Source organism: Haemophilus sp. HN_Hi08 (assembly GCF_049824455.1).
Lineage (GTDB): Bacteria > Pseudomonadota > Gammaproteobacteria > Enterobacterales > Pasteurellaceae > Haemophilus > Haemophilus influenzae_D.
Window position 1 is genome coordinate 820,495 of the sequence record NZ_CP187493.1, and the last position, 26,168, is coordinate 846,662.

The 26,168-nt window shown below is 37.6% G+C and carries 21 protein-coding genes, 4 tRNA genes and 1 rRNA gene; 14 read left to right on the plus strand and 12 right to left on the minus strand.

Translation table 11 applies throughout. From position 1 onward, the window contains the following. The first annotated feature begins 21 nt into the window (after window positions 1-21). From rrf to psiE, 4 genes are all read left to right on the plus strand, one after another. Window positions 22-137: ribosomal RNA gene (gene rrf, locus ACPT8O_RS04125) — 5S ribosomal RNA — on the plus strand. A gap of 12 nt (window positions 138-149) precedes the next feature. After that, window positions 150-226: transfer RNA gene (locus ACPT8O_RS04130), tRNA-Asp, on the plus strand. 31 nt (window positions 227-257) lie between these two features. Further along, a tRNA-Trp gene (locus tag ACPT8O_RS04135) sits at window positions 258-333 on the plus strand. A 288-nt stretch (window positions 334-621) separates the two neighbouring features. After that, the gene (gene psiE, locus ACPT8O_RS04140; RefSeq protein WP_021035583.1) at window positions 622-1,014 is read left to right on the plus strand and encodes a phosphate-starvation-inducible protein PsiE; all 393 of its coding nucleotides are present in this window, start codon (window positions 622-624) and stop codon (window positions 1,012-1,014) included. A gap of 62 nt (window positions 1,015-1,076) precedes the next feature. Here the strand turns inward: psiE and ACPT8O_RS04145 are convergent, their stop codons facing one another. Next, on the minus strand, window positions 1,077-2,363 hold the full coding sequence (locus ACPT8O_RS04145; RefSeq protein WP_005692732.1) for a heme biosynthesis protein HemY: 1,287 nt from the start codon (window positions 2,361-2,363) through the stop codon (window positions 1,077-1,079). A gap of 10 nt (window positions 2,364-2,373) precedes the next feature. Beyond that, on the minus strand, window positions 2,374-3,585 hold the full coding sequence (locus ACPT8O_RS04150; protein WP_021035582.1) for a uroporphyrinogen-III C-methyltransferase: 1,212 nt from the start codon (window positions 3,583-3,585) through the stop codon (window positions 2,374-2,376). 307 nt (window positions 3,586-3,892) lie between these two features. Here ACPT8O_RS04150 and ACPT8O_RS04155 point away from each other — a divergent pair, with 307 nt between their 5' ends. The 4 genes from ACPT8O_RS04155 to ACPT8O_RS04170 all read left to right on the plus strand — a co-directional run bounded on the left by ACPT8O_RS04155 (window position 3,893) and on the right by ACPT8O_RS04170 (window position 9,905). Next, window positions 3,893-6,424 carry a class I adenylate cyclase gene (locus ACPT8O_RS04155; RefSeq protein WP_021035581.1) on the plus strand — a complete coding sequence of 844 codons (2,532 nt, stop codon included), beginning with the start codon at window positions 3,893-3,895 and terminating at the stop codon, window positions 6,422-6,424. 73 nt (window positions 6,425-6,497) lie between these two features. Continuing rightward, entirely contained in the window at window positions 6,498-7,505 is a 1,008-nt protein-coding gene (gpsA, locus tag ACPT8O_RS04160) for an NAD(P)H-dependent glycerol-3-phosphate dehydrogenase (RefSeq protein WP_021035580.1), read from the plus strand. 11 nt (window positions 7,506-7,516) lie between these two features. After that, window positions 7,517-8,320: a serine O-acetyltransferase gene (gene cysE, locus ACPT8O_RS04165; RefSeq protein ID WP_021035579.1), complete on the plus strand. Its 804-nt coding sequence runs from the start codon at window positions 7,517-7,519 to the stop codon at window positions 8,318-8,320. Between the two features lie 199 nt (window positions 8,321-8,519). After that, complete coding sequence (locus ACPT8O_RS04170) at window positions 8,520-9,905, plus strand: DASS family sodium-coupled anion symporter (RefSeq protein ID WP_021035578.1); 1,386 nt, start codon at window positions 8,520-8,522, stop codon at window positions 9,903-9,905. A 142-nt stretch (window positions 9,906-10,047) separates the two neighbouring features. Here the strand turns inward: ACPT8O_RS04170 and folD are convergent, their stop codons facing one another. Then, window positions 10,048-10,896 (minus strand): bifunctional methylenetetrahydrofolate dehydrogenase/methenyltetrahydrofolate cyclohydrolase FolD, encoded by an 849-nt coding sequence (gene folD, locus ACPT8O_RS04175; protein WP_021035577.1) that lies wholly within the window; start codon window positions 10,894-10,896, stop codon window positions 10,048-10,050. Between the two features lie 184 nt (window positions 10,897-11,080). Between folD and ACPT8O_RS04180 the strand changes: the two genes are divergently transcribed. Together ACPT8O_RS04180 and ACPT8O_RS04185 are read left to right on the plus strand one after the other, a co-directional pair. After that, window positions 11,081-11,157 (plus strand) — tRNA-Pro (locus tag ACPT8O_RS04180). A gap of 47 nt (window positions 11,158-11,204) precedes the next feature. Continuing rightward, window positions 11,205-11,281 (plus strand) — tRNA-Arg (locus tag ACPT8O_RS04185). A 144-nt stretch (window positions 11,282-11,425) separates the two neighbouring features. Here ACPT8O_RS04185 and fucP read toward each other — a convergent pair. From fucP to ACPT8O_RS04215, 6 genes are all read right to left on the minus strand, one after another. Beyond that, window positions 11,426-12,712, minus strand: coding sequence for an L-fucose:H+ symporter permease (gene fucP, locus ACPT8O_RS04190; RefSeq protein WP_050847092.1), 1,287 nt, complete (start codon window positions 12,710-12,712; stop codon window positions 11,426-11,428). A 38-nt stretch (window positions 12,713-12,750) separates the two neighbouring features. Continuing rightward, window positions 12,751-13,401: an L-fuculose-phosphate aldolase gene (fucA, locus tag ACPT8O_RS04195; protein WP_005658574.1), complete on the minus strand. Its 651-nt coding sequence runs from the start codon at window positions 13,399-13,401 to the stop codon at window positions 12,751-12,753. A 19-nt stretch (window positions 13,402-13,420) separates the two neighbouring features. Beyond that, entirely contained in the window at window positions 13,421-13,855 is a 435-nt protein-coding gene (gene fucU, locus ACPT8O_RS04200; RefSeq protein WP_005661544.1) for an L-fucose mutarotase, read from the minus strand. Between the two features lie 13 nt (window positions 13,856-13,868). Beyond that, entirely contained in the window at window positions 13,869-15,281 is a 1,413-nt protein-coding gene (gene fucK, locus ACPT8O_RS04205) for an L-fuculokinase (RefSeq protein WP_021035575.1), read from the minus strand. Window positions 15,282-15,353: 72 nt separating this feature from the next. Continuing rightward, window positions 15,354-17,123, minus strand: coding sequence for an L-fucose isomerase (fucI, locus tag ACPT8O_RS04210; RefSeq protein WP_021035574.1), 1,770 nt, complete (start codon window positions 17,121-17,123; stop codon window positions 15,354-15,356). A 240-nt stretch (window positions 17,124-17,363) separates the two neighbouring features. Further along, on the minus strand, window positions 17,364-18,113 hold the full coding sequence (locus ACPT8O_RS04215) for a DeoR/GlpR family DNA-binding transcription regulator (protein ID WP_021035573.1): 750 nt from the start codon (window positions 18,111-18,113) through the stop codon (window positions 17,364-17,366). Between the two features lie 198 nt (window positions 18,114-18,311). On the opposite strand from ACPT8O_RS04215, the gene rapA reads away from it, so the two are divergent. The 4 genes from rapA to ACPT8O_RS04235 are packed head-to-tail and all read left to right on the plus strand — an operon-like array spanning window position 18,312 to window position 23,148. Then, window positions 18,312-21,083: an RNA polymerase-associated protein RapA gene (gene rapA / locus ACPT8O_RS04220; RefSeq protein WP_021035572.1), complete on the plus strand. Its 2,772-nt coding sequence runs from the start codon at window positions 18,312-18,314 to the stop codon at window positions 21,081-21,083. Window positions 21,084-21,085: 2 nt separating this feature from the next. Continuing rightward, window positions 21,086-21,745: a bifunctional tRNA pseudouridine(32) synthase/23S rRNA pseudouridine(746) synthase RluA gene (gene rluA / locus ACPT8O_RS04225; protein WP_021035571.1), complete on the plus strand. Its 660-nt coding sequence runs from the start codon at window positions 21,086-21,088 to the stop codon at window positions 21,743-21,745. Window positions 21,746-21,771: 26 nt separating this feature from the next. Then, a complete protein-coding gene (locus tag ACPT8O_RS04230) occupies window positions 21,772-22,350 on the plus strand; it encodes a rhomboid family intramembrane serine protease (protein WP_021035570.1) in 579 nt (192 codons plus the stop codon). 30 nt (window positions 22,351-22,380) lie between these two features. After that, window positions 22,381-23,148, plus strand: coding sequence for a DeoR/GlpR family transcriptional regulator (locus ACPT8O_RS04235; RefSeq protein ID WP_021035569.1), 768 nt, complete (start codon window positions 22,381-22,383; stop codon window positions 23,146-23,148). 299 nt (window positions 23,149-23,447) lie between these two features. Here ACPT8O_RS04235 and ACPT8O_RS04240 read toward each other — a convergent pair whose 3' ends face one another. From ACPT8O_RS04240 to metN, 3 genes are read right to left on the minus strand one after another with little or no spacing between them, the layout of a single operon-like run. Further along, window positions 23,448-24,269, minus strand: coding sequence for a MetQ/NlpA family lipoprotein (locus ACPT8O_RS04240; protein WP_425623344.1), 822 nt, complete (start codon window positions 24,267-24,269; stop codon window positions 23,448-23,450). Window positions 24,270-24,307: 38 nt separating this feature from the next. Next, on the minus strand, window positions 24,308-24,997 hold the full coding sequence (locus tag ACPT8O_RS04245; protein ID WP_021035568.1) for a methionine ABC transporter permease: 690 nt from the start codon (window positions 24,995-24,997) through the stop codon (window positions 24,308-24,310). After that, on the minus strand, window positions 24,987-26,024 hold the full coding sequence (metN, locus tag ACPT8O_RS04250) for a methionine ABC transporter ATP-binding protein MetN (protein WP_021035567.1): 1,038 nt from the start codon (window positions 26,022-26,024) through the stop codon (window positions 24,987-24,989). The genes ACPT8O_RS04245 and metN overlap by 11 nt, the downstream gene beginning before the upstream one ends. Window positions 26,025-26,168 lie beyond the last annotated feature (144 nt).

Below are 26,168 nucleotides of genomic sequence, written 5' to 3' on the forward strand. Positions count from 1 at the left end.
AAATTAAAAAAATAAAGAATCTTTGGCAGAGATAGTGCAATAGGTCCACCTGATACCATACCGAACTCAGAAGTGAAATGTTGTAACGCTGATGGTAGTGTGGGGTTTCCCCATGTGAGAGTAAGGCACTGCCAATTGTCATTTTTAGCGGAGTGGTAGTTCAGCTGGTTAGAATACCTGCCTGTCACGCAGGGGGTCGCGGGTTCGAGTCCCGTCCATTCCGCCAATTATTTATATCATAATTTATCTATACCAATAGGGGCGTAGTTCAATTGGTAGAGCACCGGTCTCCAAAACCGGGTGTTGGGAGTTCGAGCCTCTCCGCCCCTGCCATTAAAAAGCCTATCATTTTCAATAATTTACTACATTGTAAAAATTTTCTTGTGAGAAATCATTGTCTTCGTGTGGCGTAAATGTGACATTTATTCACAAACTTTATTGTGTGATTGCGTTTAAATGTGTAGGAATCTAATAGTTTCTGATAATTAATTTTGTTTAAGATTATAAATAATCGTTTTTTGAACATTATCTTTAAATAATTTTGACCAGTTTTCTAATTTTACATTAGAATACGAGCCTTAGTTTTGTTGTAAGGAATAAAAATGGAAGAGTCTCCAGAAATTGCCACGAATTATTACTGATGTATTGAAAATCGTGCTTTGCACAGCGTTGATTGCGCTAGCGATTGTGCTTATTATTGCCCTTGTAAAAATAACTTATACTTTATCTATGATGGTGCTTAATACTTCGTCTGTTGTACCTTATGATGTTGCTGAACAAGCAGTAATGTTTTTCTTATATTTCGGGTTTATTGGTTTGATTGTGCAGTATTTTAAAAGCGGCTATCATTTCCCTTTACGCTATTTTATTTATGCAGGGATTACTGCGATGTTACGTTTAATTATTGTTAATCACGAAAGCTCGGTAGATACTATCTTATTTGCTGGTGCAATATTAATTATGGTAATTGCACTTTGTTTGGTGTTATATTCTAATAAATTGAAAAATTTATAATTTAGACTACAACTAATAAAAAACGCACTTCAATTGAAGTGCGTTTTGTCTTTTAAGTTGAGTTACTCAGATTTACTTTCTAAAAGTGCGGTTGAATTTTCTTCTGTTTTTTCTTCCGCACTTTCTGGCACAACATCTTGAATTGCCATCACTGATTTCAAACTCTCTTGGCGAACTTGCTCAGCTAACGCTTTATCGCCCGCTTGTTCAAATACATAGGATGCCATCATCAAATCATTTGGCTCTAACTGTTCAGGGCAAGCCATCACGTTTTTGAATACATCTGCTGCTTTAACAAATTCATTGTTACGAACATATAAATAACCCAAAGCACGATTGATACAGCATTTTTGTTTTTCATCCGCACGTTTTGCACGTTTTTCTATTAGCTTGAGAAGCTTGCTGTTATCTTCTGGTTGTAAACGTGTAATTTGAGTACAAAGAGGTAAACTGATTGCTGTATTGTCACTGAGTTTTTTCAGTATTTCAAATGTCAATTCAGTAGCTGATTCATGATCATTACAGTCAATTAAACGTTGAATAAGGCTAATTTTAAGTTCAATATTGCTACGGCGATGACGAGGTTGCTGACTCCACCAAGTTAGCAAACCATCAATTCCTTCTTCATTCATTTTCTCGTCGAGTAAACCATTTTCGGTTTTAGAGCGAAGATCTTTGAGTTCTTCATCATTGAATAAACCGCTATTCTCAACATTATCCAAAATTTTATCTAGAGCTTGATAGGCTTTAGAACGAAGATAAATATCTACCGCGAGTTTTAATACTTCTTTATTACGACGAGCCATTTCTAATAAGCTATCTACAGAACTGCGCGCTGCAGGTAATTTATTTTGTTGCAATAAAATGCGAGTACGGGCAATTTCCACGAGCAAATTATCAGAACCTGCTAATTCTGTTGCTTCAATTAAATAGCGATTTGCACTAAATTCGTCGCCACGTTGTTGAGCGGCTTCGGCTGCTTTGATTAGGTTTAGTACAGGTTCAGCAGAATGTTTAGCATTTTTGCCAATTAATTTTTCTGCTTTAGCATAATCCCCTTCATTCATTTTTACCAGGCCTTCAAGGGTTTGTTTTTGTGCTTTTACACGTTTTCGATTAGAAAACCATTGATAAGAGCTACGACTTAAACGAAAGAAACGAGTGATGCCCCATTCAAAAGCATAAATTATCGCTAAAGAAATAATGAAAAAAATCACTAAGGTAGTGATGGACATTTCTATAATACGATTTGCTGTCTCAATGCGCACATAACCTTGCTGACCAGAAATATAAGGCCCAGCTACAAGTCCTACAAGCAATGTCAGCATTAAAAAAAGCACTCTAAACATAGACTTATCCTTATTGTTGTGATTCAGATTGTGTTGGTTTAACAGCGTCTGCTTTAGGCATTGTATCAATCGCCTTGTCTGCTTCAATTTCCACTTTTTGTACATCTAAAGCGGTACGATTAAGATATTTGTCAAGTAATGTTAAACTTTTTAATTGCTCTGGTACATCTACATAAATAGAAGTATCAGACAATCCATCTACTAATTTTAAGAAATTTTGTGTTACTTCAGAGTTTGTATCAAAATAGCTACGAACCCAAGAAGAAACAGCTTCTAAAGATTGCTTATAAAGTTCATTTTGCTGACGAGGAACTGCCATAATTGCAAGCTGTAAACGTAGACGAATGTTCTCACGAAGATAAATATCTTGATTTGGTGCAAGTAATTCTTTTTTATTTGAATTTTGTTTTGGCGAAATACGAATAAAATGATTTAGGAAAGAGGTTGCACTTTTTTCAATATTTTGTTGCCAGTCAGTAATGTTGTTCGATAATTTATCATTATTTTTAGATGTTTCATCAAAATTTACATTCAAAGCTTGTAATTCATCGACTGTGTTTGCAAGCTGTGACAGTTTTTGCATTACCGCATTTTGATCCACACTTGAAAGTGAAAGGAGTTGTTTTAAATCTTGATTGATTGCACTACGAATTTCATTTGCCTGTGAATTATTAACCTTGACGAGGGCTTCATCAGCTAATTTTAATAAAGAAACCGCTGTATCAACATCGTTATCTAAAACAAGTTTACGCAGGGCATTATTTAGTAAAAAATCAGCTTCGGAAAATAACCAATCGCTAGGTTGCTGTGCGATGGCAAGCTGATTTATTTGTTTCATTTGAGTTTGTAAGGATGTTATTTCCCCTGTTTTGCTCACAATCAATTGTTCCAGTTGCGCTATATTTTCTTGTGCAGTTTTTAAACCCTGTTCTAATTGTGTAAGTCGTTTATTGTTGTTGGTATTATTTGAGGAAAGATCTGCTCCCGTTTGATTTTCAAGTGCGGTTAATTTCTGTTGAATTTTAGCCATTTGCTGCTGACCAAAATAGTATCCAGCTCCACCAATACTTAGCGCAACAAGTATTGCGAATAAACTTAATGCTGTACCTGTTTTTTTCACAATAGTTTGCGGAACAGACTGCATTGTTTCAGTTTGTTCAACTGCTTTTTTTTGCGTATCTGTGAGTTGTTCAGTGAGGTTGTTAGATTGCTCTTTTGCCATATCAATTCCTTAATAAGTGATATTGAGTAAGGTATTTTATAATACTTTTGCGTTGATAAGAAAAATATCAAGCTATCCACTAATAATAGAAAATATAGATTTTTATATCGGTAGAATTAAGTTATTTACGCAATAAAATTAGGCATTATTCTACCACTCTTAGGTAAAAAAGTCATTTTGATTGTTGATAGGTAAAACTTATAGTATTTTTCAAAAAAAATTGTGATTTATGTCACATTTTTTTGCATTTATACTCCCTAAGTGGTAAATTGTTCGCCAATTTTTGTTGTTCTGGTAGGGACACCGCGTGGAATGTAATCTAGCACAAGCAAAACAATGGGTTAGTGCCTTGGATCAACGCCGTTTTGAGCGTGCATTACAAGGTTCAGGCGATGCATTCCAACACGTTTTAGCGGTTATTCCTTTACTTTTACACCTAAACCATCCACAACTTCCGGGCTATGTAATTCACGCCCCCTCAGGCATTGCAAGTTTCCTCGCATCTGATTATCAAAAAAAATGGCTCATCAATGAATACAGTATTCACTATGCCGATCATAAGCCTTCAACACTCAAAAGTGCGGTGGATTTTCACGAAGTTTTGCCACCAATTCTAGGCGTTTATGTAATGGGTAGCTTTGGCTCAATAAGCCAAACCTCTTCTTCAGATCTTGATACTTGGATTTGTGTCCGTGATGGCTTGAGTTCAGATGAATATGCACTTCTTACTCAAAAAGCCAAGCGGATTAGTGAATGGGCAATACAATTTAATGTGGAAATTAATTTTTATTTGATGGATCAACAACGTTTCCGCAATGAACATTATGCTGACCCACTGACTATTGAAAATAGCGGATCTGCGCAATATATGTTATTGCTTGATGAGTTCTATCGCTCCGCCGTACGCTTAGCAGGTAAACCTCTACTTTGGTTGCATTTATGGGTGGAAAATGAAAAAGACTATGAAAAAGAGGTCGCTCGTTTAATTACGGAAGGGGAAATTGATCCAAATGATTGGGTAGATTTCGGCGGTTTAGGACAATTTTCTGCAAACGAATATTTCGGTGCTAGCTTATGGCATCTTTATAAAGGGATTGATTCTCCTTATAAATCTGTGCTCAAAATTTTGTTGTTGGAAGCCTATTCCAAGGAATACCCAAACACTTGCTTAATTGCCCGCACTTTTAAGCGAGATTTACTTACAGGCAATACCAATCCTGACCACCATTTTGATCCTTACATTGCCATTCTTGCAAAAGTAACCCAATATTTAACCGCACTTTCTGAATTTAAACGTTTGGATTTTGTGCGCCGTTGTTTCTATGTGAAGGCAACGGAAGATTTTGCGCGTTACCAAACTAATAATTGGCGTATTCGTTATATGGAAATCCTTGCACAAGAATGGGGATGGTCTGCAGAAACGGTAAAACATCTCAATAAGCGTCCATTTTGGAAAATTAAGGCAGTAAAAGAAAACCACGATAACATAATGAAATTTTTAATGTTGAGCTATCGTAATTTAGTGGAATTTGCACGAAAGCATCACATTCACTCGAGCGTCGTGCCACAAGATATCAACATTCTTTCTCGCAAACTTTATACTGCTTTTGAAGAACTTCCCGGCAAAGTGTCCTTACTCAACACACAGATATCTCACAATTTATCAGAAGCACACCTGACTTTTGTGGAAGTTTGCGGTAATAAACATTTTAAAGATGGTTGGTACCTGATTAATCAACCAAGGCATCATATTATGTTCTCCAAAGAACGGGTGATCGAATACGGAGAAAGTCTGAATAAATTAGTTTCTTGGGCTTATTTCAATCATTTGCTCACAGAAAAAACCGAATTGTCAATTTTTAGCAAGAATGTGACTTTAAATACATTACAACGCTTTGTCACTAACTTGCGTCAGTCTTTTCCAAGCACAATCGCCAAACAACCTAAAAATAGCGATTTATTGAATCAATGCGAAATTCGTAGCCTGTTTATTGCTATAAATCTTACCGTAGATCCAACATCCAAAGTAGAAGAAGTATTAACTGGTATTTCATCGCGAGATTTATTTAGTTTTGGATCGCTTGAACAAAGTCTTGTAGGCAGTATTGATTTTACTTATCGCAATGTGTGGAACGAAATCCGAACGCTCCATTTTGAAGGGCAAAATGCTATTTTGCTTGCACTAAAAGTGCTTTCTAACAAAATTTATCGTGGCGTTAATCGCCCAGATTTCATCCAAGTCTATTGTTATAGCGAACGTTATCGCCAAGATTTACGCCAATTAGTGATGGGATTAGTCAATCGATGCGTTAGCATCCAAGTAGGCGATATTCAACAACCTTGCCAAACGTCACGTTTACGCGTAGCGGGTAAAAACTGGCAATTATTTTTTGAAGATCGCGGGATCAGCTTACAAGAAATCGGAAATGAATCGGTCTGTAATGAAGCTGAAAGTGCGGTGGATTTTGACGAAGTTTTACAAACGCCAATTGAAGATGGCGAGACAAACCGAGAAAGTCGTCGTTATCCGCCAGAAATGGATGCCTTCGCAAGCGAAGGATTTCTACAATTCTTTTTTGAAGATAATTCCGATCATAGCTTCAATGTTTACATTTTAGATGAATCTAATCATCTCGAAATCTATCGCCATTGTGATGGAGAAAAAGACGAAAAAGTGCGGGAGATTAATCAGCTTTATCAAAATGCCAAACAGGAAGGCGATAAAAATCCTTACAATATCGTTCAACATAATTTTAACTATCCTCAATTTTATCAACTACAAAATGGAAAAAATGGCATATCCATTGTGCCGTTTAAATTCCGTCCAATGAATAAGTAATATTTTCCTGTAGTTGATAGGGAGTGCAAATATATCTATACTTATTCCATCTTTTACTGGATAAATTGTGGATATGATAACTTCGCAAACACCAATCACTGTGCTAGGTGCGGGATCTTATGGAACTGCGCTGGCAATTACCTTTTCTCGCAATGGTTCTCCCACTTACTTATGGGGGCACAATCCCGCCCATATCGCACAAATGCAGACAGAACGACAAAATTATCGTTTTTTGCCGGATGTCATCTTTCCTGAGGATCTTCATTTAGAAAGTAATCTTGCACAAGCAATGGAATATTCTCAAGATATTTTAATCGTGGTGCCAAGCCATGCTTTCGGTGAAATTCTTATAAAAATCAAACCGCACTTAAAAGCCCATCACCGATTAATTTGGGCAACAAAAGGTCTGGAACGTAACACAGGGCGTTTACTACAAACTGTAGTTGAAGAACAACTCGGAACGCAATATCCACTAGCTGTACTTTCTGGACCAACTTTTGCAAAAGAATTAGCACAAGGTCTACCATCAGCTATTACGCTTGCTGCCAATAACGAGCAATTCGCGCGGGAATTTCAGTCTCGTATTCATTGTAGTAAACATTTTCGAGTCTATATAAATTCGGATATGATTGGCGTTCAACTTGGTGGTGCAATTAAAAATGTGATCGCAATTGGCGCAGGTATTTCAGATGGTATGGGATTTGGCGCAAATGCTCGCACAGCGCTAATTACGCGTGGCATTGCGGAAATCAGCCGATTAGGTACCTCGCTCGGTGCAAATCCCAATACGTTTATGGGAATGTCTGGATTAGGCGATTTAGTACTAACTTGCACCGATAATCAATCGCGCAATCGACGTTTTGGCTTAACGCTAGGCGAAGGATTAGATGCCCAAACGGCTATGGAAAACATCGGGCAAGTCGTGGAAGGTTTTTATAATACAAAAGAAGCCTATTTGCTTGCACAAAGACAAGGTGTGGAAATGCCGATTACAGAACAAATTTATCAAATGCTGTTTTGTGGCAAAAGCGCACAAGATGTAGCAATCAGCCTTTTGGGGCGAGAATGTAAAGGCGAATAAAAGGAGAAATTATGATATTAGATGTGTGGCAACATATTCGCCAAGAAGCTAAAGAGCTTGCCGAAAACGAACCTATGCTTGCCAGTTTTTTTCATTCTACGATTTTAAAACATCAAAATCTGGGCGGTGCGCTAAGTTATTTATTGGCAAACAAATTAGCCAATCCTATTATGCCAGCTATTTCTCTCCGTGAAATTATTGAAGAAGCCTATCAAGCCAACCCTTCGATCATTGATTGTGCTGCTTGCGATATCCAAGCTGTTCGTCAGCGAGATCCTGCTGTGGAATTATGGTCTACACCATTGCTTTATTTAAAAGGTTTCCATGCGATTCAAAGCTATCGAATCACCCATTATTTATGGAATCAAAATCGTAAATCCCTTGCCCTTTATTTACAAAATCAAATTTCAGTGGCTTTCGATGTCGATATTCATCCTGCGGCGAAAATTGGCCACGGTATTATGTTCGATCACGCAACGGGCATTGTTGTAGGGGAAACATCTGTAATTGAAAATGACGTCTCAATTTTGCAAGGCGTAACGCTTGGTGGTACAGGAAAAGAATCGGGCGATCGTCATCCAAAAGTACGCAAGGGTGTTATGATTGGGGCTGGAGCAAAAATTCTTGGTAATATTGAAGTGGGCAAATACGCTAAAATTGGCGCAAACTCTGTTGTGCTTAACCCTGTTCCTGAATATGCCACCGCAGCGGGTGTGCCAGCTCGAATTGTAAGTCAAGATAAAGCAGCAAAACCTGCCTTTGATATGAACCAATATTTTATTGGTATTGATGATAGCATGAATTTGAATATTTAGGGAAATAAAATGATTAATAAATATACTTAATTCTGTTTGAGCGAATAGTCCAATTTTTGGGATAAAGATAATAGTACACCGTGTTTTTTATTAAAATTTATTGCTCTCGATCACATTTCTGAATATTGCTCGTTGCATCTTTATAACATTCATTTAACATTGAACCCTATTTAAGTGATAGCTCTAACGGAGGAACTTTATGGGTGAGATGGCATCTTTAAAAAGTCATAAAAATGGCATTATTTTTATTTTAGATATTGTGCTGTTTTTTGTGTTATTAAATGTATTACCTTTTGAACCAAAAGCTAATTCTGGTTTGGCATTATTAGCTTTTATCGCAGTACTTTGGTTAAGTGAGGCATTGCACGTTACTATTACTGCGTTATTAGTTCCACTTTTGGCTGTGGCATTGGGATTAGTTAGTACTAAACAAGCTTTAGTTGGTTTTGCTGATCCGACAATATTTTTATTTTTTGGTGGCTTTTCCTTGGCGACGGCATTGCATATTCAAAAACTTGATAAATTGATTGCCAATAAGATTATGGCACTAGCACGCGGTAATTTATTTATCGCAGTTATTTATCTCTTTTTGATTACAGCTTTTCTCTCTATGTGGATGAGTAACACTGCAACTGCTGCAATGATGCTACCGCTTGCAATGGGTATTTTAAGCCAGCTTGATCGTGAAAAAGATCATAATACTTATGTGTTTGTGCTATTAGGGATCGCTTATAGTGCATCAATTGGTGGTATGGGAACCCTTGTAGGAAGTCCACCAAATGCAATTGTAGCAAGTAATTTAAATTTAACTTTTTCTGATTGGTTATGGTATGGCTTACCAATAATGATTATTTTGTTGCCGTTGATGATTGGGATTCTTTACATTATTTTCAAACCAAAACTTCATCTCAATTTTGAACAGACCTTTGAAAATATTGAAATGAATCCTATGCGTATATTGACGTTTATTATTTTTTCAGTCATTGCTTTAACGTGGATATTTAGCGGTAAAATTAATCCGTTTATTTCAGGGTTGCTAGGCTTACAAAAAAATATTGCAAGTTTTGATAGTATCATAGCCCTATTGGCGGCAATTGTTATTTGTTCAACAGGTGTTGCAAGTTGGAAACAAATTCAATCAAATACCGATTGGGGCGTATTAATGCTTTTCGGTGGTGGATTAACATTAAGTGCAGTGTTGAAGGATTCTGGTGCAAGTAAAATTTTAGCGGATAGTATTGTTTTTATGATTGATGGACAACATTTCTATCTTATTGGTTTATTAGTTGCGGCGTTCATTATTTTCTTAACTGAATTTACTTCTAACACAGCGAGTGCGGCGTTACTTGTACCTATCTTTATTTCTATCGCTCAATCATTGGGTATGCCAGAAATTGGTTTAGCATTAATTATTGGTATTGGTGCATCTTGTGCCTTTATGCTACCAGTGGCGACACCACCAAATGCGATTGTATTTGGCTCTGGTCAAGTAAAACAAAGTGAAATGGTCAAAGTTGGTTTCTTACTGAATTTAGTCTGTGTTGTCGTGATTGCCACGGTAGCTTATATGTTCTGGCTTAAATGATATAGGATTGTTTACTTTTAAGTTTAAATGATGATTGAAGATTATAAATTTAAACGTGAGAAGTACAATAAAGCCATTTAAATAAATGGGTTAAAGCAAATGAAAGCTTTAACCCATTTTTTATAACAGTTCTATACAAAAGCTATTTATTGTGTTCATAAGAATAAAGCGTATTGCTCATCAACATTGCAACAGTCATTGGTCCAACACCACCAGGTACTGGCGTAATATACGCCGCTTTTTCGGCTGCTTTGTCAAATTCTACATCGCCTACTAATTTTCCATCTACACGGTTAATTCCAACATCAATTACTACCGCACTTTCTTTGATCCAATCGCCAGAAATTAAATTTGGTTTACCTACCGCAACGACAAGTATATCTGCTTGGCGAACGTGGTTTTCTAAATCTTTAGTGAATCTATGTGTTACTGTGACGGTTGCCCCTGCTAATAATAATTCTAAAGACATTGGACGACCGACAATATTAGATGCGCCTACAATTACTGCGTGCTTGCCGTGTAAATCAATGCCCGTTGTTTCTAATAGTTTCATCACACCATAAGGTGTACAAGCTCGTAAAGTTGGAATACGTTGGCATAACCGCCCAACATTATAAGGATGAAAGCCATCTACATCTTTTTTAGGATCGATACGTTCAATAATGGCTTCCGCATTAATTTGTTTTGGTAAGGGGAGTTGCACCAAAATACCGTCAATATTTTTATCTGCGTTAAGTTGGTCAATAATCGCTAATAATTCATTTTGCGTAGTTGTTTCAGGGAGGTCATAAGATTTAGAGAGAATACCGATTTCTTCACAACTTTTACGTTTATTGCCCACATAAATTTGCGAAGCAGGATCAGCACCAACGAGGATTACAGCAAGTCCTGGAGCGCGTTTTCCTTGTTCAATATAATGGGTTATTTTATCTGCTAAATTAGCTTTAATTTGTTTTGAAAGTTCAGTACCAGAGATGATTTTTGCGGCCATTGAGCTATCCTTAATATGATTATGTGATGAAAAAGAAAGCGTTTGCTATTTTAACGAACAATGATTTTTTTACAATGAAAAAGGGGGATTTTTCCTAAAGTGGAATAATTTTGAACAATCAAGTTGAAAAATCAAAAATTTCATTGACTGAAATAAAAACAAACTTATAATTGACCGCACTTGTCGGCGAGTAGCGCAGCTTGGTAGCGCAACTGGTTTGGGACCAGTGGGTCGTAGGTTCAAATCCTATCTCGCCGACCACTTCTTTCATATTTTCTTGAAATTTTTACAAAAGAAATCCTTTGAATGCGCCCTTAGCTCAGCTGGATAGAGCAACGCCCTTCTAAGGCGTGGGTCAAAGGTTCGAATCCTTTAGGGCGTGCCATTTGTTATTTGTTTAACTAGACTCTGTCTAGTTTTTTCAAATATAAGTCTTTTAGTTTGTTAGATTTTATGTTCGTGATCTGCATCATTTGAGTGAAGAAGCTTAAATACACTCTTGATGATGCAGATAAAAACAATATTTTGGTTATTTAAGTATTTTCCAAGCTCTGAAGCCGTAAACGGCAATTACTACAAAACAGATTAATGGTAGGATAAAGGAGAAATTTACTGCTGGAAGTCCCATAACTTCGCCTTGGTCAATAATCATTCCTTGTAGTGGTGGCATTAATGCGCCGCCTACAATAGCCATTACTAAACCTGCAGCTCCTAATGTCGATTCCTCTTTTAAGCCATAGAGGGCAATACCATAAATGGTAGGGAACATTAAAGACATAAAACCTGAGGTCAAAATTAGGCAGTATAGACCCCATACACCGTCAATAAAGATAACTCCGAGAATACTTAAAAAACCACCAATAGCAAAGAGCATCAGCATAAATTCTGCTTTTAAATATTTCATTAATGCCGTGCTAATAAAGCGACTGCTAATAAAAATAGCCATAGCAATGATGTTAAAGTTTTGCCCCTCAGCTTTAGTGAAACCTAAACGTTCAGCATATTGTACGATAAATGTCCAACACATAATTTGAACACCCACGTAAAAGGCTTGTGCGATCACACCCTCACGATATTTAGCTTTTTTAGCCAGCTTGCTTATTGCGCTTTTAAAGCTAATTTGTCCACTTTCTTCTACTTTTACAGCAGGCATTTTTTTCAACCCAATGATAATAAACATTGTAACTACGACAAAACCAAGTGCTATGTAAGGATCGCGAATTTCAGCTAAATCATGGGTGCGAATCCCCATTTTTTCTGCTTCAGACAGGGTGTGGTAAATCAAATTTCCTGCAGCATCACGTTTGTCAGATTCAAGATTCGTTAGGACTAACTGGGAAGCAACAAACATACCTGTTATTGAACCAAGCGGATTAAATGATTGTGCGAAATTTAAACGACGTGTAGCTGTTTGCGGATCTCCCATTGCAAGAATATAAGGATTGGCAGTGGTTTCCAAAAAAGCAAGCCCAAAGGTTAAAATATAAAGGGAGATTAAAAAGAAATTAAATGTTTCATATTGCGCAGCTGGCCAAAATAAAAATGCACCTATTGCATAAAGAGCAAGCCCCAGAAGAATCCCCGCTTTGTAGCTATAGCGACTTGCAAATAATGCCGCAGGAATAGCCATTGTGCCGTATCCTCCATAAAAAGCTAATTGTACCAATGCCGCTTCTGAGGCTGGAATTTCCATTACTGTTTGAAATACTGCGACCATCGGATTGGTAATGTCGTTGGCAAATCCCCAAAGAGCAAATAAGCTAGTAATAAGCACAAAGGGGACGATGAATTTCTTTTCTAAAACTTTGGCGTTCATAATGTTTTCCTCATGTAAGTGATGGGGTATAACAAGGTTTAGGATTCTTCAATACGTAATCCATAGGTGTGGAATTTACCTAACACTACCTGCATTTGCTCTTTGCTGAGCAGTGGAATTTCTAATCCTGTAGAGAGTAATTTCAAATACCAAGATGCTAATACTTCTACTTCTTGTGCAAGCCATAAAGCTTTATCTAGGTTTTCTCCGCAAGTGATTAAACCATGGTGTGCTAGTAAAATGGCTTTACTTTCTTTGATTCCTGTTGCGACATAACTAGCTAATTCGTGAGTACCAAATGTTGCGTAAGGTACACAAGGAATATGATCTGTGCCGCCTACGGCTACCATATAATGAATTGCAGGAATAGGTTTTTCGAGAATGGATAAGCCTGCACAGTGAATGGAATGATTGTGGACAACGGCATTTGCTTCAGGGCGAGTATGATAAACACTCAAGTGAAATTGCCATTCGCTTGATGGTAATTTATTTTCTTCGTGTTTACCATTTCCATCAACATAAACAATGTTTTCTGGCTTCATTAAGTGATATGGCATACCTGTTGGGGTAATCAGCATTCCATCTTTATAACGAACACTAACGTTTCCCGCCGTGCCTTGATTTAAACCTAATTTTGTCATTTCAAGACAAGTATCAATGATTTTTTGTGATAATTCTGTTCTGTTCATTTTGTAATACCTCTATTGTTTATAAAATGGGAGTAACCCCTTTTTTAATGATAATGTTGCCATATTTTGCGATCTCACCACTGACAACAACAGCATAAGCCTGTTTAGCACGTGTATAAAAATCGAAGCGTTCTAGACAGGTTAAATTTGGTGTGAAACCGACCGCACTTTTAATCGCATTTAAGTAACGAGTTTCAACATTCGGATCTAAAGAATCTCCCTCAACTGCTTTCATCATCAACAGAGGGGCATCAACATAAGCATCAAATTCGAATAAGGGAGTTATTGCTTCAAGTAAAATATCTATAGATATACCATCTGCACGTATTACATTTTTATGTAGTGAATGTGCAGGAAAATGAGCGTCAGCTAGAACTATTTCATCGCCATGTCCCATTTCGGCGAGGGTTTTCAGTAATTCAGGGGAAAGAGCTGGGTGAATACCTTTTAGCATTTTGTTGTTCCTTCTAATTTGGGTAAATTCTTTTTCTTGTTGGTTGCATCTCTTGCTGTGCTACGTTTACATTTTCGTAAATGCCTACGCCTGCAAAGGTAAACATTGCGGCACCGAGTACAGTACTTTCAGCAATGTCCACAACATCAATCGGTAAATTTAAGGTGTTTGCACGGATTTGATTCCACAATACATTTTTTGAGCCACCCCCAACACAAATTAAGCTTTTAGCTTGGAACTGACTGACTTGCTGTAGCACGGATAAACCGTTTTTGAGTTGATTTGCCATATGTTGTAATGCGCTGACATAAATTTCTCCACGAGTAGCAAACATAGAAAGTCCACTGATATTACCTTGTCCTTTTTGGCTAAAAATACCTTCAAAATTGACCGCACTTTTTCCTGCATTAAAAGCCTGTTCTCCCTCTTTGATCATTGTGGTGTAATAGTGATCGCTGCCATAAACATCGGAAAATAATAATTTACCTAACCATTCTATTACGCCAGAACCCACCCATTGCACCGCTGGGTTAAAGCAATTGGATTGTGCATCAAATTCAGTGGTTAAGCCTTGAGAAACAAACTCAAATCTAGGTTCTGCGTGCTGGGTTCTAGCCATTAAGATTTCCCAAGTGCCAGAACTTAATACAGGCTGATTCAGCCCAGCACCAGACCCAAACACAGCAAATTGGGTATCATGTCCACAAGAAATGACAGGTACAGGATTTAACCCCCATTTCTGGGCTAATGGTGTACGTAATTTTCCAACTTTTTCACCTGCATAACGCATAGGAGGGAAATGGTTATTACTTAAACCCAGCGAGGCTAAAATCGATGGATCCCAATTACCGTTAGTAAGGTTTGTCATCATTGATGTTCCCGCCATTGTGTGATCTGTTGTGAATTGACCAGTTAAGCGTTGAGTGAGCATTGATGAAATAAACACGAATTTAGTCATTTTTTGGAAAATATCTGGCTTATGTGTTTTTAACCAATGTAATTTAAATAAGGTATTAAAACTGTATTGACCAATGCCGTTACGTTGATAAAGGGATTTGATATCTAATTGATTAGATAGATTTTCCATTACTGGTATGGTTCGTGGACACTTCCATGAAATAATCGGATAAAGCTGTTGATCATTTTCATCAAAAGGTGCGCCATCCACGCCGAATGTGGTAACAGATATTCCTACAATATCTTTTAAATCAATACCTTGTTGCATTAATTGATTGAAGGTTTGAGTTGCACAAGAGGTTAATTTTTGCCAGATTTCTTCAATATCCCAAATATGATAATCAGATGATTCCATTCCTTGTTTTGTATTATTAGCAAGATGATGGGAGGCAAGAATTTGTCCTTTTTCATTTATCGCAATGGTGCGTAAATTTGTTGCGCCACAGTCAAAAATCAATGCGATAGCCATAAAAACTCTCCTCAGCGTAGTCAAAAATCATTATGTTTTTGACCGCACTTTTTTATAAAAACAAATTAGGGGTTATTTATAAAGCGGACCAAAGTTTTGGCAGGCTCGATAATCTTGCCCTTCCTTGTCTTGACCAAATCCATTCCAAGCACTAGGGCGGAAAATATTTTTCTCTGATATATTATGCATACAGACTGGAATGCGTAACATTGAAGCAAGAGTGATTAGATCAGCCCCCACATGACCGTGAGTCGCTACACAGTGGTTTGCTCCCCAATTTGCCATGACTGAATACACATCAGTAAATGCACCTTTTCCAGTTAAACGAGGAACAAACCATGTTGTTGGCCAAGTTTCATTAGTACGTTGATTTAATTTATTATGTACATCTTGAGGTAGGTCGATTGACCATCCTTCAGCAATTTGTAGAACGGGACCTAGACCTTTAATAAGATTAATGCGGTGCATTGTAAACGGTATGCCACCTTTGGTTAGGAATTGAGAAGATAAACCGCCCCCACGAAAATATTCGTGAACAGCAGGACACCAACGCGTATTTTCTAAGCAACGTTTTGCTTCTTCTTCGGTGACATCCCATGCCGGTTTTAAGGTTGGATTGCCTTGAGCATCTTGATGCTCTCCTGTTCCATCAAGTGCAGCTGAACCTGAATTGATTAAATGAATGAATCCACTTTCAGGTCGCCATCCAGTAACACGCTCAACCGAATCTTGACTCCAATAAGTACGCACATCTGCGAAAATTTGAGCTTTGCCAGTTAATTGATGCCCAAATAACATTCCTATTGCATTTAAACTATCATTTTCCGTGGCAAGAATATAAGGTGGACGCACGCCATTCCAGTCATAAGTTGAATTGAGCATAGCCTCCATAAAATCTCCGTTTGGCAAATGATCAGTCCAATGACGCTGCCCTTGAAAACCTGCTGCAATGGCATTATGGCCTAAGGCTTCTTCTGCATAATTTAATGTTGCTAATTTTGGATTTCCTACCATCAAATCACGAGTGATAATGGTCATTTTCACAACATTTTCCCAAAGTTCTGCACGCTCTTCCGCATTGCGTTGATTCTCTAGGCTATTTACATCAACCCCTTCTTTGCAATATTGTTTAACCCAACTCAAGGCTAAATCAACTTCTTCTTGATCATAAATTTTGCGGTCTAAACGGCGTTTAATTTCCATCATATCCACATATTCATTCCGCATACCTAAATATTCTTGGAAGAAAGCTTGATTTACAATAGAGCCTGCAATTCCCATGGAAACTGACCCGATAGATAAATAGGATTTTCCTCGAATACTTGCCACAGCAAGCCCAGCACGAGCAAAACGCAATAATTTTTCTTTTACATCTTCAGGAATGTTTGTGTCATCAGCTTCTTGAACTTCTGTACCGTAAATGGAAAAGGCTGGTAGTCCTAATTGAGAATGACCAGCAAGGGCGGCAGCTAAGTAAACCGCACCTGGGCGTTCCGTGCCGTTAAGTCCCCAAATTGCTTTAGGCATGTGAGGATCCATATCAATGGTTTCTGATCCATAACACCAACAAGGGGTAACGGTAATGGTTAATCCAACGTTTTCGCGTTTAAATTTATCCGCACAGACGGCTGCTTCAGCTACACCACCGATAGTGCTATCTGCAACTACACATTCAACAAAAGTACCATCTGTATGACGAATATGTGTTTGTAATAATTGAGCAACAGATTGAGCCATACGCATTGTTTGGCTTTCAAGAGATTCTCGAACTCCCATTCGACGACCATCAATAGTTGGACGAATACCGATTTTTATGCGATTTAATTGAGTAGCAAGAGCCATAGTTACACTCCTTTGTTTGTGCTTAAGTAAGAATGATGAAATCACTGCGGAACAAATTGTGCTTTCATTGAATTAGAGTGTGAAAGAAAAATGATGAGGAAAATAGTAAGAAATGAAATTTTAATGAAATTTTGTTGCAAAACTGAGAAGCAGATCACAAAAATTGACCATATTTAAGGAAATATATATGACTGATCTTTTAAATTTTTAATAATTTTCGGTCAAAATGGTCATATTTTTTTATAAAACGGTCATTATATCGTGTAGCTCACAATATTTTTGTAAGTTATCTGGAAGTGGTTGATCAGAAAAAATCGTATCAATTTTGCTTAAATCGGTAAGTTGAATCAAACTTTTCTTTTCAAACTTAGAAGAATCAATTAACAAATAAGCACGTTCTGAAGCCTCTATCATTTTTCGTTTCAAAGAGGCATTCAGCTCATTTGATTCCCAGATATTACCGTTTTGATCAATTCCTGAACAAGAAAACACGGAAAAATTAATATGTAATCGTTGTAATAAGTACTCAGATAAGGGACCGTAAAATGCTTCATATTTTGCTGAATAAACTCCGCCAGTGACAATAGTTTTAACATTGGATTTATTAACTAGGGCATTAATGTTAAACATTGAGTTGGTTACTACTGTACAAGGAATATCGGGCATTAAATAAGCAAAATACCAACTTGTTGAGCTTGCATCTAAACCTATAACGGCATTTTCATATAGCAAATCCAAGGCTTTTTGGGCAATATGTCGTTTAGCTGTTGCATTAATATGTTTTCGAGTTTGGAAAAATGAACCTAAATCTTTGGTTTTATTACTCACTGCTCCTCCGTGTGTTCGGTGCAATAAGCCTTTGTTCGCTAATTTGTTCAAATCGCGACGAATGGTTTCCACCGAAATATCACAATGCTGTGCAAGTTCTATTACGCTGGCTTTTCCTTGTTGATTTACCCATTGTAAAATTAATTCATCACGATAATTCATCTCTTTTCCCTACACGGTGGATTTAGTCGAGATTCTAGTTTACGCTTGAGTATGTTGAAAATCCAAGAATAAATTATATTGGGGGTGACGTATATCTTCATAAAAGTGCGGTCAATTTTTTGTGAGTTTCTTTTCAAGAGTATGCGAGCTACAATACGCCCCAAAATTTTATCAATGTAAATCAGAAAGAGAATTATTATGCCCTTTGCTATTGGTCAGCGTTGGTTGAGTGAAAGTGAAAACGCTTTAGGATTAGGTGTTATTACCGCATTAGATCAACGAACCGTCACGATTTATTTCCCCGCAGCAGATGAAACGAGGATATATGCTGCTGCACAAGCGCCTTTAAGTCGAATTGTGTTTAGCAAAGGCGAAACATTATCCCATCAAGCTGGCTGGCAAGGCGAGATTTTAGACGTTCAAAATATGAACGGTTTGTTGTTTTATTTAGTTAAAACCCCACAAGATGAAGATGTCATTGTGCAAGAACGTGATATTTCGCCGATTATTTCTTTTAGCCAAGCGAAAGATCGTTTGTTTTCAGCGCAAATTGATCGCAGCAGTCATTTTGCATTGCGTTATCGCACGCTTTGTCATCAGCAAGCACAATTTAAATCGCCATTGCGTGGTTTACGCGGAACGCGTGCGGGTTTAATTCCCCATCAGCTTCATATTGCAGCAGAGGTTGGTAATCGAGTTAATCCTCGCGTGTTATTGGCTGATGAGGTTGGTTTAGGGAAAACCATTGAAGCAGGAATGATTTTGCAGAATCAACGTTTTGCTGAGAAAGTGCAACGTGTTCTTATTATCGTGCCAGAAACTTTGCAACATCAATGGCTGGTGGAAATGCTTCGTCGTTTTAATTTGCATTTTTCACTTTTTGATGAAGAACGTTGCAACGATTTTGATCTTGATGCTGTTAATCCATTCACGACTGAAAGCTTAATTATTTGTTCTCTAAATTGGTTAGAAACGCATCCAAACCGAGTAGAGCAGGCACTTGATGCTCAATTTGACTGTTTAATTGTAGACGAAGCGCATCATCTGGTATGGTCAGAAAGCGCACCAAGTGCAGCTTATTTATTAGTTGAACAGCTTGCTCGCATCATTCCCTCTGTCTTGTTACTCACTGCAACTCCAGAGCAACTTGGGCAAGAAAGTCATTTTGCTCGTTTGCGTTTACTGGATCCAGAACGTTTCTTTGATTATCAAACCTTTGTGAAAGAGCAGGAACGCTACCAACCTGTGGTTAATGCTATTGAATCTTTGCTGGCAAATAAGGCATTAAGTGCGGTAGAAAAAAATCATATTTCTGATTTGTTGCTTGAACAAGATGTTGAGCCACTTTTTAAAGCGATTGCATCAAATAATGATGAAGAACAGCATCGTGCCCGTCAGGAATTGATTCAAGCCTTAATTGATCGTCACGGTACGGGGCGTATGTTATTTCGCAATACACGTCAAGGCGTGAAAGGTTTTCCACACCGTGTTTACCACCAAATTACACTCTCGGAAGAGAATGATAAAATTGATTGGCTGATTGATTTCCTTAAACTACATCGCGATGAAAAAATTTTTGTGATTTGCCAGACGGCGGCAACGGCGATTCAGTTAGAACAAATTTTACGTGAACGTGAGGCGATTCGAGCAGCGGTGTTCCACGAAAAAATGTCGATTATCGAACGGGATAGAGCTGCCGCTTATTTTGCGGATTTAGAAAACGGTGCGCAGGTTTTACTGAGCTCGAGTATTGGCTCGGAAGGACGTAATTTCCAATTTGCGGCAAATTTAGTGTTATTTGATTTACCGACAAATCCTGATTTATTGGAACAATGTATTGGGAGATTAGATCGTATTGGACAAAAACGTGATGTGCAAATTTATGTGCCTTGTGCGAAAGATTCGCCTCAAATTCGTTTAGCGCGTTGGTACAATGAGGGGCTGAATGCTTTTGAACAAACCTGCCCAATGGGAATGGCATTATTTTCGCAGTTTGAGGACGAGTTGGAAAAAGTGCGGTCAAATTCTACCGCACTTTCAGAGAATGAATTTTCTGAATTATTAAAACAAACTAAAACTGCGCGGGAAAAACTCAAGATTAAGTTAGAAAAAGGTCGCGATCGTTTATTAGAGCTAAATTCTCATGGCGGTGAGCAAGCACAAGCGTTAGCGGATCAAATTGCTGATGAAGATAATTCGCCTGAGCTTGTGAATTTTGCTTTAAAATTATTTGATATTATTGGCGTAGAGCAAGAAGATCTTGGCGCAAATAGTATTGTGATTAGCCCAACTGGGACAATGCTTGTGCCTGATTTTCCGGGTTTAAAAGAAGAAGGTGTGACGGTTACCTTTGATCGAGAATTTGCCCTTGCTCGCGAAGAAATGGAATTCTTGACTTGGGATCATCCTATGATTCGTCAAGGTATTGATCTTGTTGCTTCGAGTGATATTGGCAAAGCCGCAATGGCATTGCTTGTAAATAAACAACTGCCCGCTGGAACCTTATTAATTGAATTGATTTACCTGGTGGAAAGTCAATCGCCAAAAGGATTACAGCTTAATCGTTTTTTGCCGCCAACGCCTATTCGTCTGCTTCTTGATAACAAAGGAAATAACATTGGTGAGCAGGTTGCCTTTGAAACATTGCATAGCAAATTGAAACCACTTGGTAAAAATATTGCCAATCAAATGGTAAAAATGGCGCGGGGTAATATTGAAGCCTTGATTACACGAGGCGATCAACTGGTAAAATCTTTAGCTGAACCGATTATTACCGAAGCTAAAAATCAGGCAGATCAACAATTAAGCGCAGAAATTAATCGTTTGCAGGCTTTGCGAGCGGTAAATCAAAATATTCGCCAAAGCGAAATTGATATTTTGGAACAACAACGAACACAATCACTGGATGAGCTTTCTAAAGCAAATTGGCGTTTGGATTGCTTGCGTATCATTGTGACGAACAAGGAATAAAAATGGCATTGATTGAATACAATCCGCCTCTTGAACCTTATTTGGATATTATTTATCAAGATAATCATTTGTGCGTGGTGAACAAACCTAGCGGTTTGCTTTCTGTGCCGGGTAATCAACCACAATATTACGATAGTGCAATGAGCCGAGTGAAAGAAAAATTCGGCTTTTGCGAGCCAGCTCATCGTTTGGATATGGCAACGAGCGGTATTATTGTGTTTGCTTTAAGTAAGGCGGCAGATCGTGAATTAAAACGTCAATTTCGCGAACGTGAACCGAAAAAACATTATCAAGCGATTGTTTGGGGGCATTTGGAGAAAGATTATGGCGAGGTAAATTTGCCAATGATTTGTGATTGGGAAAATCGTCCTCGCCAACGTTTGGATTTCGTTTTAGGGAAAAGAGCGGTCACAAAATTCGAAGTTTTAGCACGTTTGCCCAATAACAGTACTCGCGTGAAACTGACGCCCGTGACAGGCAGATCTCATCAATTACGCTTGCACATGTTAGCTTTGGGGCATCCAATTCTAGGCGATAAATTTTATTCGCATCCTCAGGCTAAAGCTATGTCGCCAAGATTATGTTTGCACGCAGATGAATTGACGATTACCCACCCCATTACAGGGGAAACAATGACCTTTAATGCGAAGTCAGATTTTTAAATTTCCGTAGAAGCACGAGATCACGAATGAAAAATTTTTTAGCTCAACAAGGAAAAATCACGCTAATTCTCACCGCACTTTGTGCGCTTATTTATATTGCTCAACAGCTGGGTTTTGAAGACGATATTATGTATTTGATGCACTACCCCGCTTACGAAGAGCAAGATAGTGAAGTGTGGCGTTATATCTCACATACATTGGTACATTTATCTAATTTGCATATTTTGTTTAATCTGTCTTGGTTTTTTATTTTCGGTGGAATGATTGAACGCACTTTTGGTTCGGTCAAATTATTGATGTTGTATGTTGTAGCATCTGCCATAACAGGCTATGTGCAAAATTATGTGTCTGGCCCCGCTTTCTTTGGGCTTTCTGGTGTTGTATATGCTGTGTTGGGTTATGTATTTATATGTGATAAATTGAATCATCATTTATTCGATCTGCCAGAAGGTTTTTTCACAATGTTATTGGTGGGGATCGCATTAGGTTTTGTTAGCCCCTTATTTGGTGTTGAAATGGGAAATGCAGCGCATATTTCAGGCTTGATTATCGGCTTGATTTGGGGATTTATTGATAGCAAATTACGTAAAAATTCGCTAGAGTAAGCCTGTTTTATTTGGATTAAAGGATTTGCTATGAAACAATCGTTACGCCATCAAAAAATTATTAAACTGGTGGAGCAATCTGGCTATTTAAGTACAGAAGAACTGGTTACTGCCTTAGATGTTAGCCCTCAAACGATTCGCCGTGATTTGAATATTTTGGCGGAGTTAGATTTAATTCGTCGCCATCACGGCGGTGCGGCATCGCCATCTTCTGCAGAAAATTCTGATTACGTGGATCGTAAGCAATTCTTTTCATTACAAAAAAATAATATTGCGCAGGAAGTCGCAAAGTTGATTCCTAACGGCGCATCTTTGTTTATTGATATTGGTACCACGCCTGAGGCTGTCGCCAATGCATTGCTTGGTCACAAAAAACTCCGAATTGTGACGAACAATCTGAATGCCGCTCATCTTTTACGCCAAAATGAAAGTTTTGATATTGTTATGGCGGGCGGATCATTGCGAATGGATGGTGGAATTATTGGCGAAGCTACAGTGAATTTTATTTCTCAATTTCGCCTAGATTTCGGGATTTTAGGGATTAGCGCGATCGATTCTGATGGTTCATTATTGGATTATGATTACCATGAAGTACAAGTAAAGCGAGCGATTATTGAAAGTTCACGTCAGACCTTATTAGTGACCGATCGCTCTAAATTTACGCGCCAAGCAATTGTTCGATTGGGCGAATTAAGTGATGTGGAATATTTGTTTACGGATGAGGTTCCCGAAGGAATTGCTAATTATCTGAAAGCTCAGAAAACAAAATTGGTGTTATGTAATGGTAAAGTGCGGTAAAAATATCTTTGATTTTCTTATTAATTTGTCGATAAAAGAAGCTATTACTCTTAATTTTTGATTTAATTGAAATTTATCTAAAAGTAATCTAAATATTCTCTCTCTGAATTATTGTCTTTTCTATAATTAAACATTTCCAAGCGTAAAAGTATTTTATTTTTTTATCAATTAAAGAAATTTCATATTTCTGTATTATCTAATTAGTTTTAGCTATCAATATTCTTTAAAACATTCCGAGCTTGATAAGAAAATCCCTTGCAGAGCAAGGGATTTAGTAATGAATTAAAGTGCGGTAGAAATTACCAACCTTTTACAACACCATCTTTAAAGTGTTTTTGAGCTTCTTGGTAAACTTCTTCTGTTTGGTAAGATTTTACGAAATCTTGAACAGCTTTGCTGTCTTTGTTATCGGTACGAGAAACGATAATGTTCACATATGGAGAATCTTTATCTTCTACAAATACACCGTTATCTTGTGCATTTAAGCCCACTTGACCCGCATAAGTGTTGTTTACTACAGCTAAATCAACATCGTCTAATGCACGTGCCGCAACAGAAGTATCTACTTCAGTGATGTTTAATTTTTTCGGATTTTCAACAATATCTAGTACAGTTGAAAGAAGGTTATTTGCATCTTTTAATTTGATTAAACCTTGTTTTTCAAGAAGAATTAATGCACGACCACGGTTTGTTGGATCGTTAGGAACAACAACTTTAGCACCGTCTTGTAATTCATTCACATTTTTGATTTTTTTAGAATAACCCGCTAATGGATAAACGAAAGTATTACCCACGATGACTAAGTTCTTTAAATTTTTCGCTTTTGCATCTTCATCTAAATAAGGTTTATGTTGCATTGCGTTTGCATCTAAATCGCCTTTAGATACAGCTTCATTTGGTAATGCGTAGTCATTGAATTCAACGAATTGAACGTCTAAACCATATTTTTCTTTAGCGACTTTTGCTGCAATTTCTGCAACTTGGTGCTCAGGGCCAGACATCACACCGACTTTGATTTTAAGTGGTGCAGCTGCCGCTTCAGGTTTTTTGTCTTCTTTACAGCCTGTTAAAACGAGAGCTGATGCGATTGCAGTGATTGCAAAAAGTTGTTTTAATTTCATAGGATTTCCTTCCTGTTTAAGTTAAGGGTTGTATTTTATTAACGATGATCCACTTTTTTAGCCAGTGTATCGCCGAGTTTTTGGCTAATCATAACGAATAGCACAATAATAATGGTTGCCACCCAAGTGACATAAGGCATATTGCGATATACGCCGTAGTTGATAGCGAGGCTACCTAAGCCACCGCCACCTTGCGTCCCCGCCATTGCAGAGTAACCAACTAAAGTGACTAGCGTAAGCGTGATACCATTAATGAGTGTCGGTAGTGCTTCTGGCAAATAGAATTTACGTACAATTTGCCATTTGGTAGCCCCCATTGCTTGAGCGGCTTCGGTTAAACCATTTGGAATTTCCATCAATGCATTAGCAGTTAAGCGAGCCACGAATGGCATTGCACAAATACTTAATGGAATAATTGCTGCTGTTGTACCTAATACAGTTCCCACGATGAAACGTGTTACAGGTAATAAGATTAAGAGCAAAATAATAAATGGAATGGAACGCCCAATATTAATAATCGTGTTTAATACAAAATGGGTGCGGTTATTTTGTAAAATCTCATTTTTTCCAGTTAAGAAAGTCCATACGCCAATAGGCACGCCGACTAGTACGGCAAGTAGGGTTGATGCAAAACTAATATAAACAGTTTCATAAGTTGCGGTTGCGACAACACCCCACATTTGAGGTGTTAATTGTTGGCTGAATGTTGCCAAGACATCATTGAACATAACCAAGCACCTCCACGCGCACGTTGTTTTCCATTAAATAAACTTTGGTTTGTGTAATAGCGTCTTCATCGCCTGCTACTTCAGCAATGGTATAACCAAATTTGACACCCCCAGCATAATCAATTTGTGAGGTTAAAATACTGAGTTCCACGCCAAATTTTTTTGAAGCTTGAGAAAGTAATGGTGCATCAACTGAGCGACCCGTAAACTCAAATTTGATTATCGGATACGCTTTGCTGTGTTTCGGCGTATCAGTAAGATTTTCCAAATATTCATCAGGTAGACTGATATGGAAAGTCGAACGAATAAACTCTTGTGCTAATTCTGTTTTAGGGTTTGCAAAAATTTCACCGACAGTACCTTGTTCAACGAGGCGACCTTGATCAATAACAGCAACTTGATCACAAATCTGTTTAACAACTTCCATTTCATGAGTAATCAATAAAATCGTAATACCTAAAGTGCGGTTAATTTCTTTTAATAATTTAAGAATAGATTGTGTCGTTGCAGGATCTAATGCGCTAGTGGCTTCATCACATAATAAGACTTTAGGATCGCTGGCTAAGGCGCGAGCAATAGCTACACGTTGTTTTTGCCCACCCGAAAGATTGCTTGGGTAAGCATCACGTTTTTCACTTAAACCAACAAGATCTAAAAGTGCGGTAATTTTTTCTTGGATTTTTGCTTTTGACTTACCTTCTAATTCTAAGGGTAATGCTACGTTTTCAAAGACAGTGCGAGAGTTTAGTAAATTGAAATGCTGAAAAATCATTCCAATTTGACGACGAGCGCGTACTAATTCTCGATCAGAAAGTCCTGTTAATTCTACGCCATCAACAATAACGGAACCGCTTGTCGGTTTTTCTAATAAATTCACACAGCGAATTAATGTGCTTTTTCCTGCACCAGATGCACCAATTACGCCACAGATTTGACCTTTTTCGATATTCAACGAAACATTATCAAGCGCAGTCAATTTTTTGTTCGGTAGCTCAAAAATTTTCGTAATATTATTTAGCTTAATCATATAAGCCCTTTTTATTTATTGTTTTTAAATCTGTTTTGGTATTCTAGATGTCTAGATTGCTATGTCAATATGTCAGATTATCTTTTTTAGACAGATTAGTTATGACTTATATTTGCTAATCGTTTGGATTAAATAGATAATTTT

Coding starts and splice junctions, on each gene's coding strand:
- ACPT8O_RS04145 (WP_005692732.1), bottom strand. CDS start 2,363: ATGTTTAGAGTGCTTTTTTTAATGCTGACATTGCTTGTAGGACTTGTA.
- ACPT8O_RS04150 (WP_021035582.1), bottom strand. CDS start 3,585: ATGGCAAAAGAGCAATCTAACAACCTCACTGAACAACTCACAGATACG.
- gpsA (WP_021035580.1), top strand. CDS start 6,498: ATGATAACTTCGCAAACACCAATCACTGTGCTAGGTGCGGGATCTTAT.
- cysE (WP_021035579.1), top strand. CDS start 7,517: ATGATATTAGATGTGTGGCAACATATTCGCCAAGAAGCTAAAGAGCTT.
- ACPT8O_RS04170 (WP_021035578.1), top strand. CDS start 8,520: ATGGGTGAGATGGCATCTTTAAAAAGTCATAAAAATGGCATTATTTTT.
- folD (WP_021035577.1), bottom strand. CDS start 10,896: ATGGCCGCAAAAATCATCTCTGGTACTGAACTTTCAAAACAAATTAAA.
- fucP (WP_050847092.1), bottom strand. CDS start 12,712: ATGAACGCCAAAGTTTTAGAAAAGAAATTCATCGTCCCCTTTGTGCTT.
- fucA (WP_005658574.1), bottom strand. CDS start 13,401: ATGAACAGAACAGAATTATCACAAAAAATCATTGATACTTGTCTTGAA.
- fucU (WP_005661544.1), bottom strand. CDS start 13,855: ATGCTAAAAGGTATTCACCCAGCTCTTTCCCCTGAATTACTGAAAACC.
- fucK (WP_021035575.1), bottom strand. CDS start 15,281: ATGGCTATCGCATTGATTTTTGACTGTGGCGCAACAAATTTACGCACC.
- fucI (WP_021035574.1), bottom strand. CDS start 17,123: ATGGCTCTTGCTACTCAATTAAATCGCATAAAAATCGGTATTCGTCCA.
- ACPT8O_RS04215 (WP_021035573.1), bottom strand. CDS start 18,113: ATGAATTATCGTGATGAATTAATTTTACAATGGGTAAATCAACAAGGA.
- rapA (WP_021035572.1), top strand. CDS start 18,312: ATGCCCTTTGCTATTGGTCAGCGTTGGTTGAGTGAAAGTGAAAACGCT.
- rluA (WP_021035571.1), top strand. CDS start 21,086: ATGGCATTGATTGAATACAATCCGCCTCTTGAACCTTATTTGGATATT.
- ACPT8O_RS04230 (WP_021035570.1), top strand. CDS start 21,772: ATGAAAAATTTTTTAGCTCAACAAGGAAAAATCACGCTAATTCTCACC.
- ACPT8O_RS04235 (WP_021035569.1), top strand. CDS start 22,381: ATGAAACAATCGTTACGCCATCAAAAAATTATTAAACTGGTGGAGCAA.
- ACPT8O_RS04240 (WP_425623344.1), bottom strand. CDS start 24,269: ATGAAATTAAAACAACTTTTTGCAATCACTGCAATCGCATCAGCTCTC.
- ACPT8O_RS04245 (WP_021035568.1), bottom strand. CDS start 24,997: ATGTTCAATGATGTCTTGGCAACATTCAGCCAACAATTAACACCTCAA.
- metN (WP_021035567.1), bottom strand. CDS start 26,024: ATGATTAAGCTAAATAATATTACGAAAATTTTTGAGCTACCGAACAAA.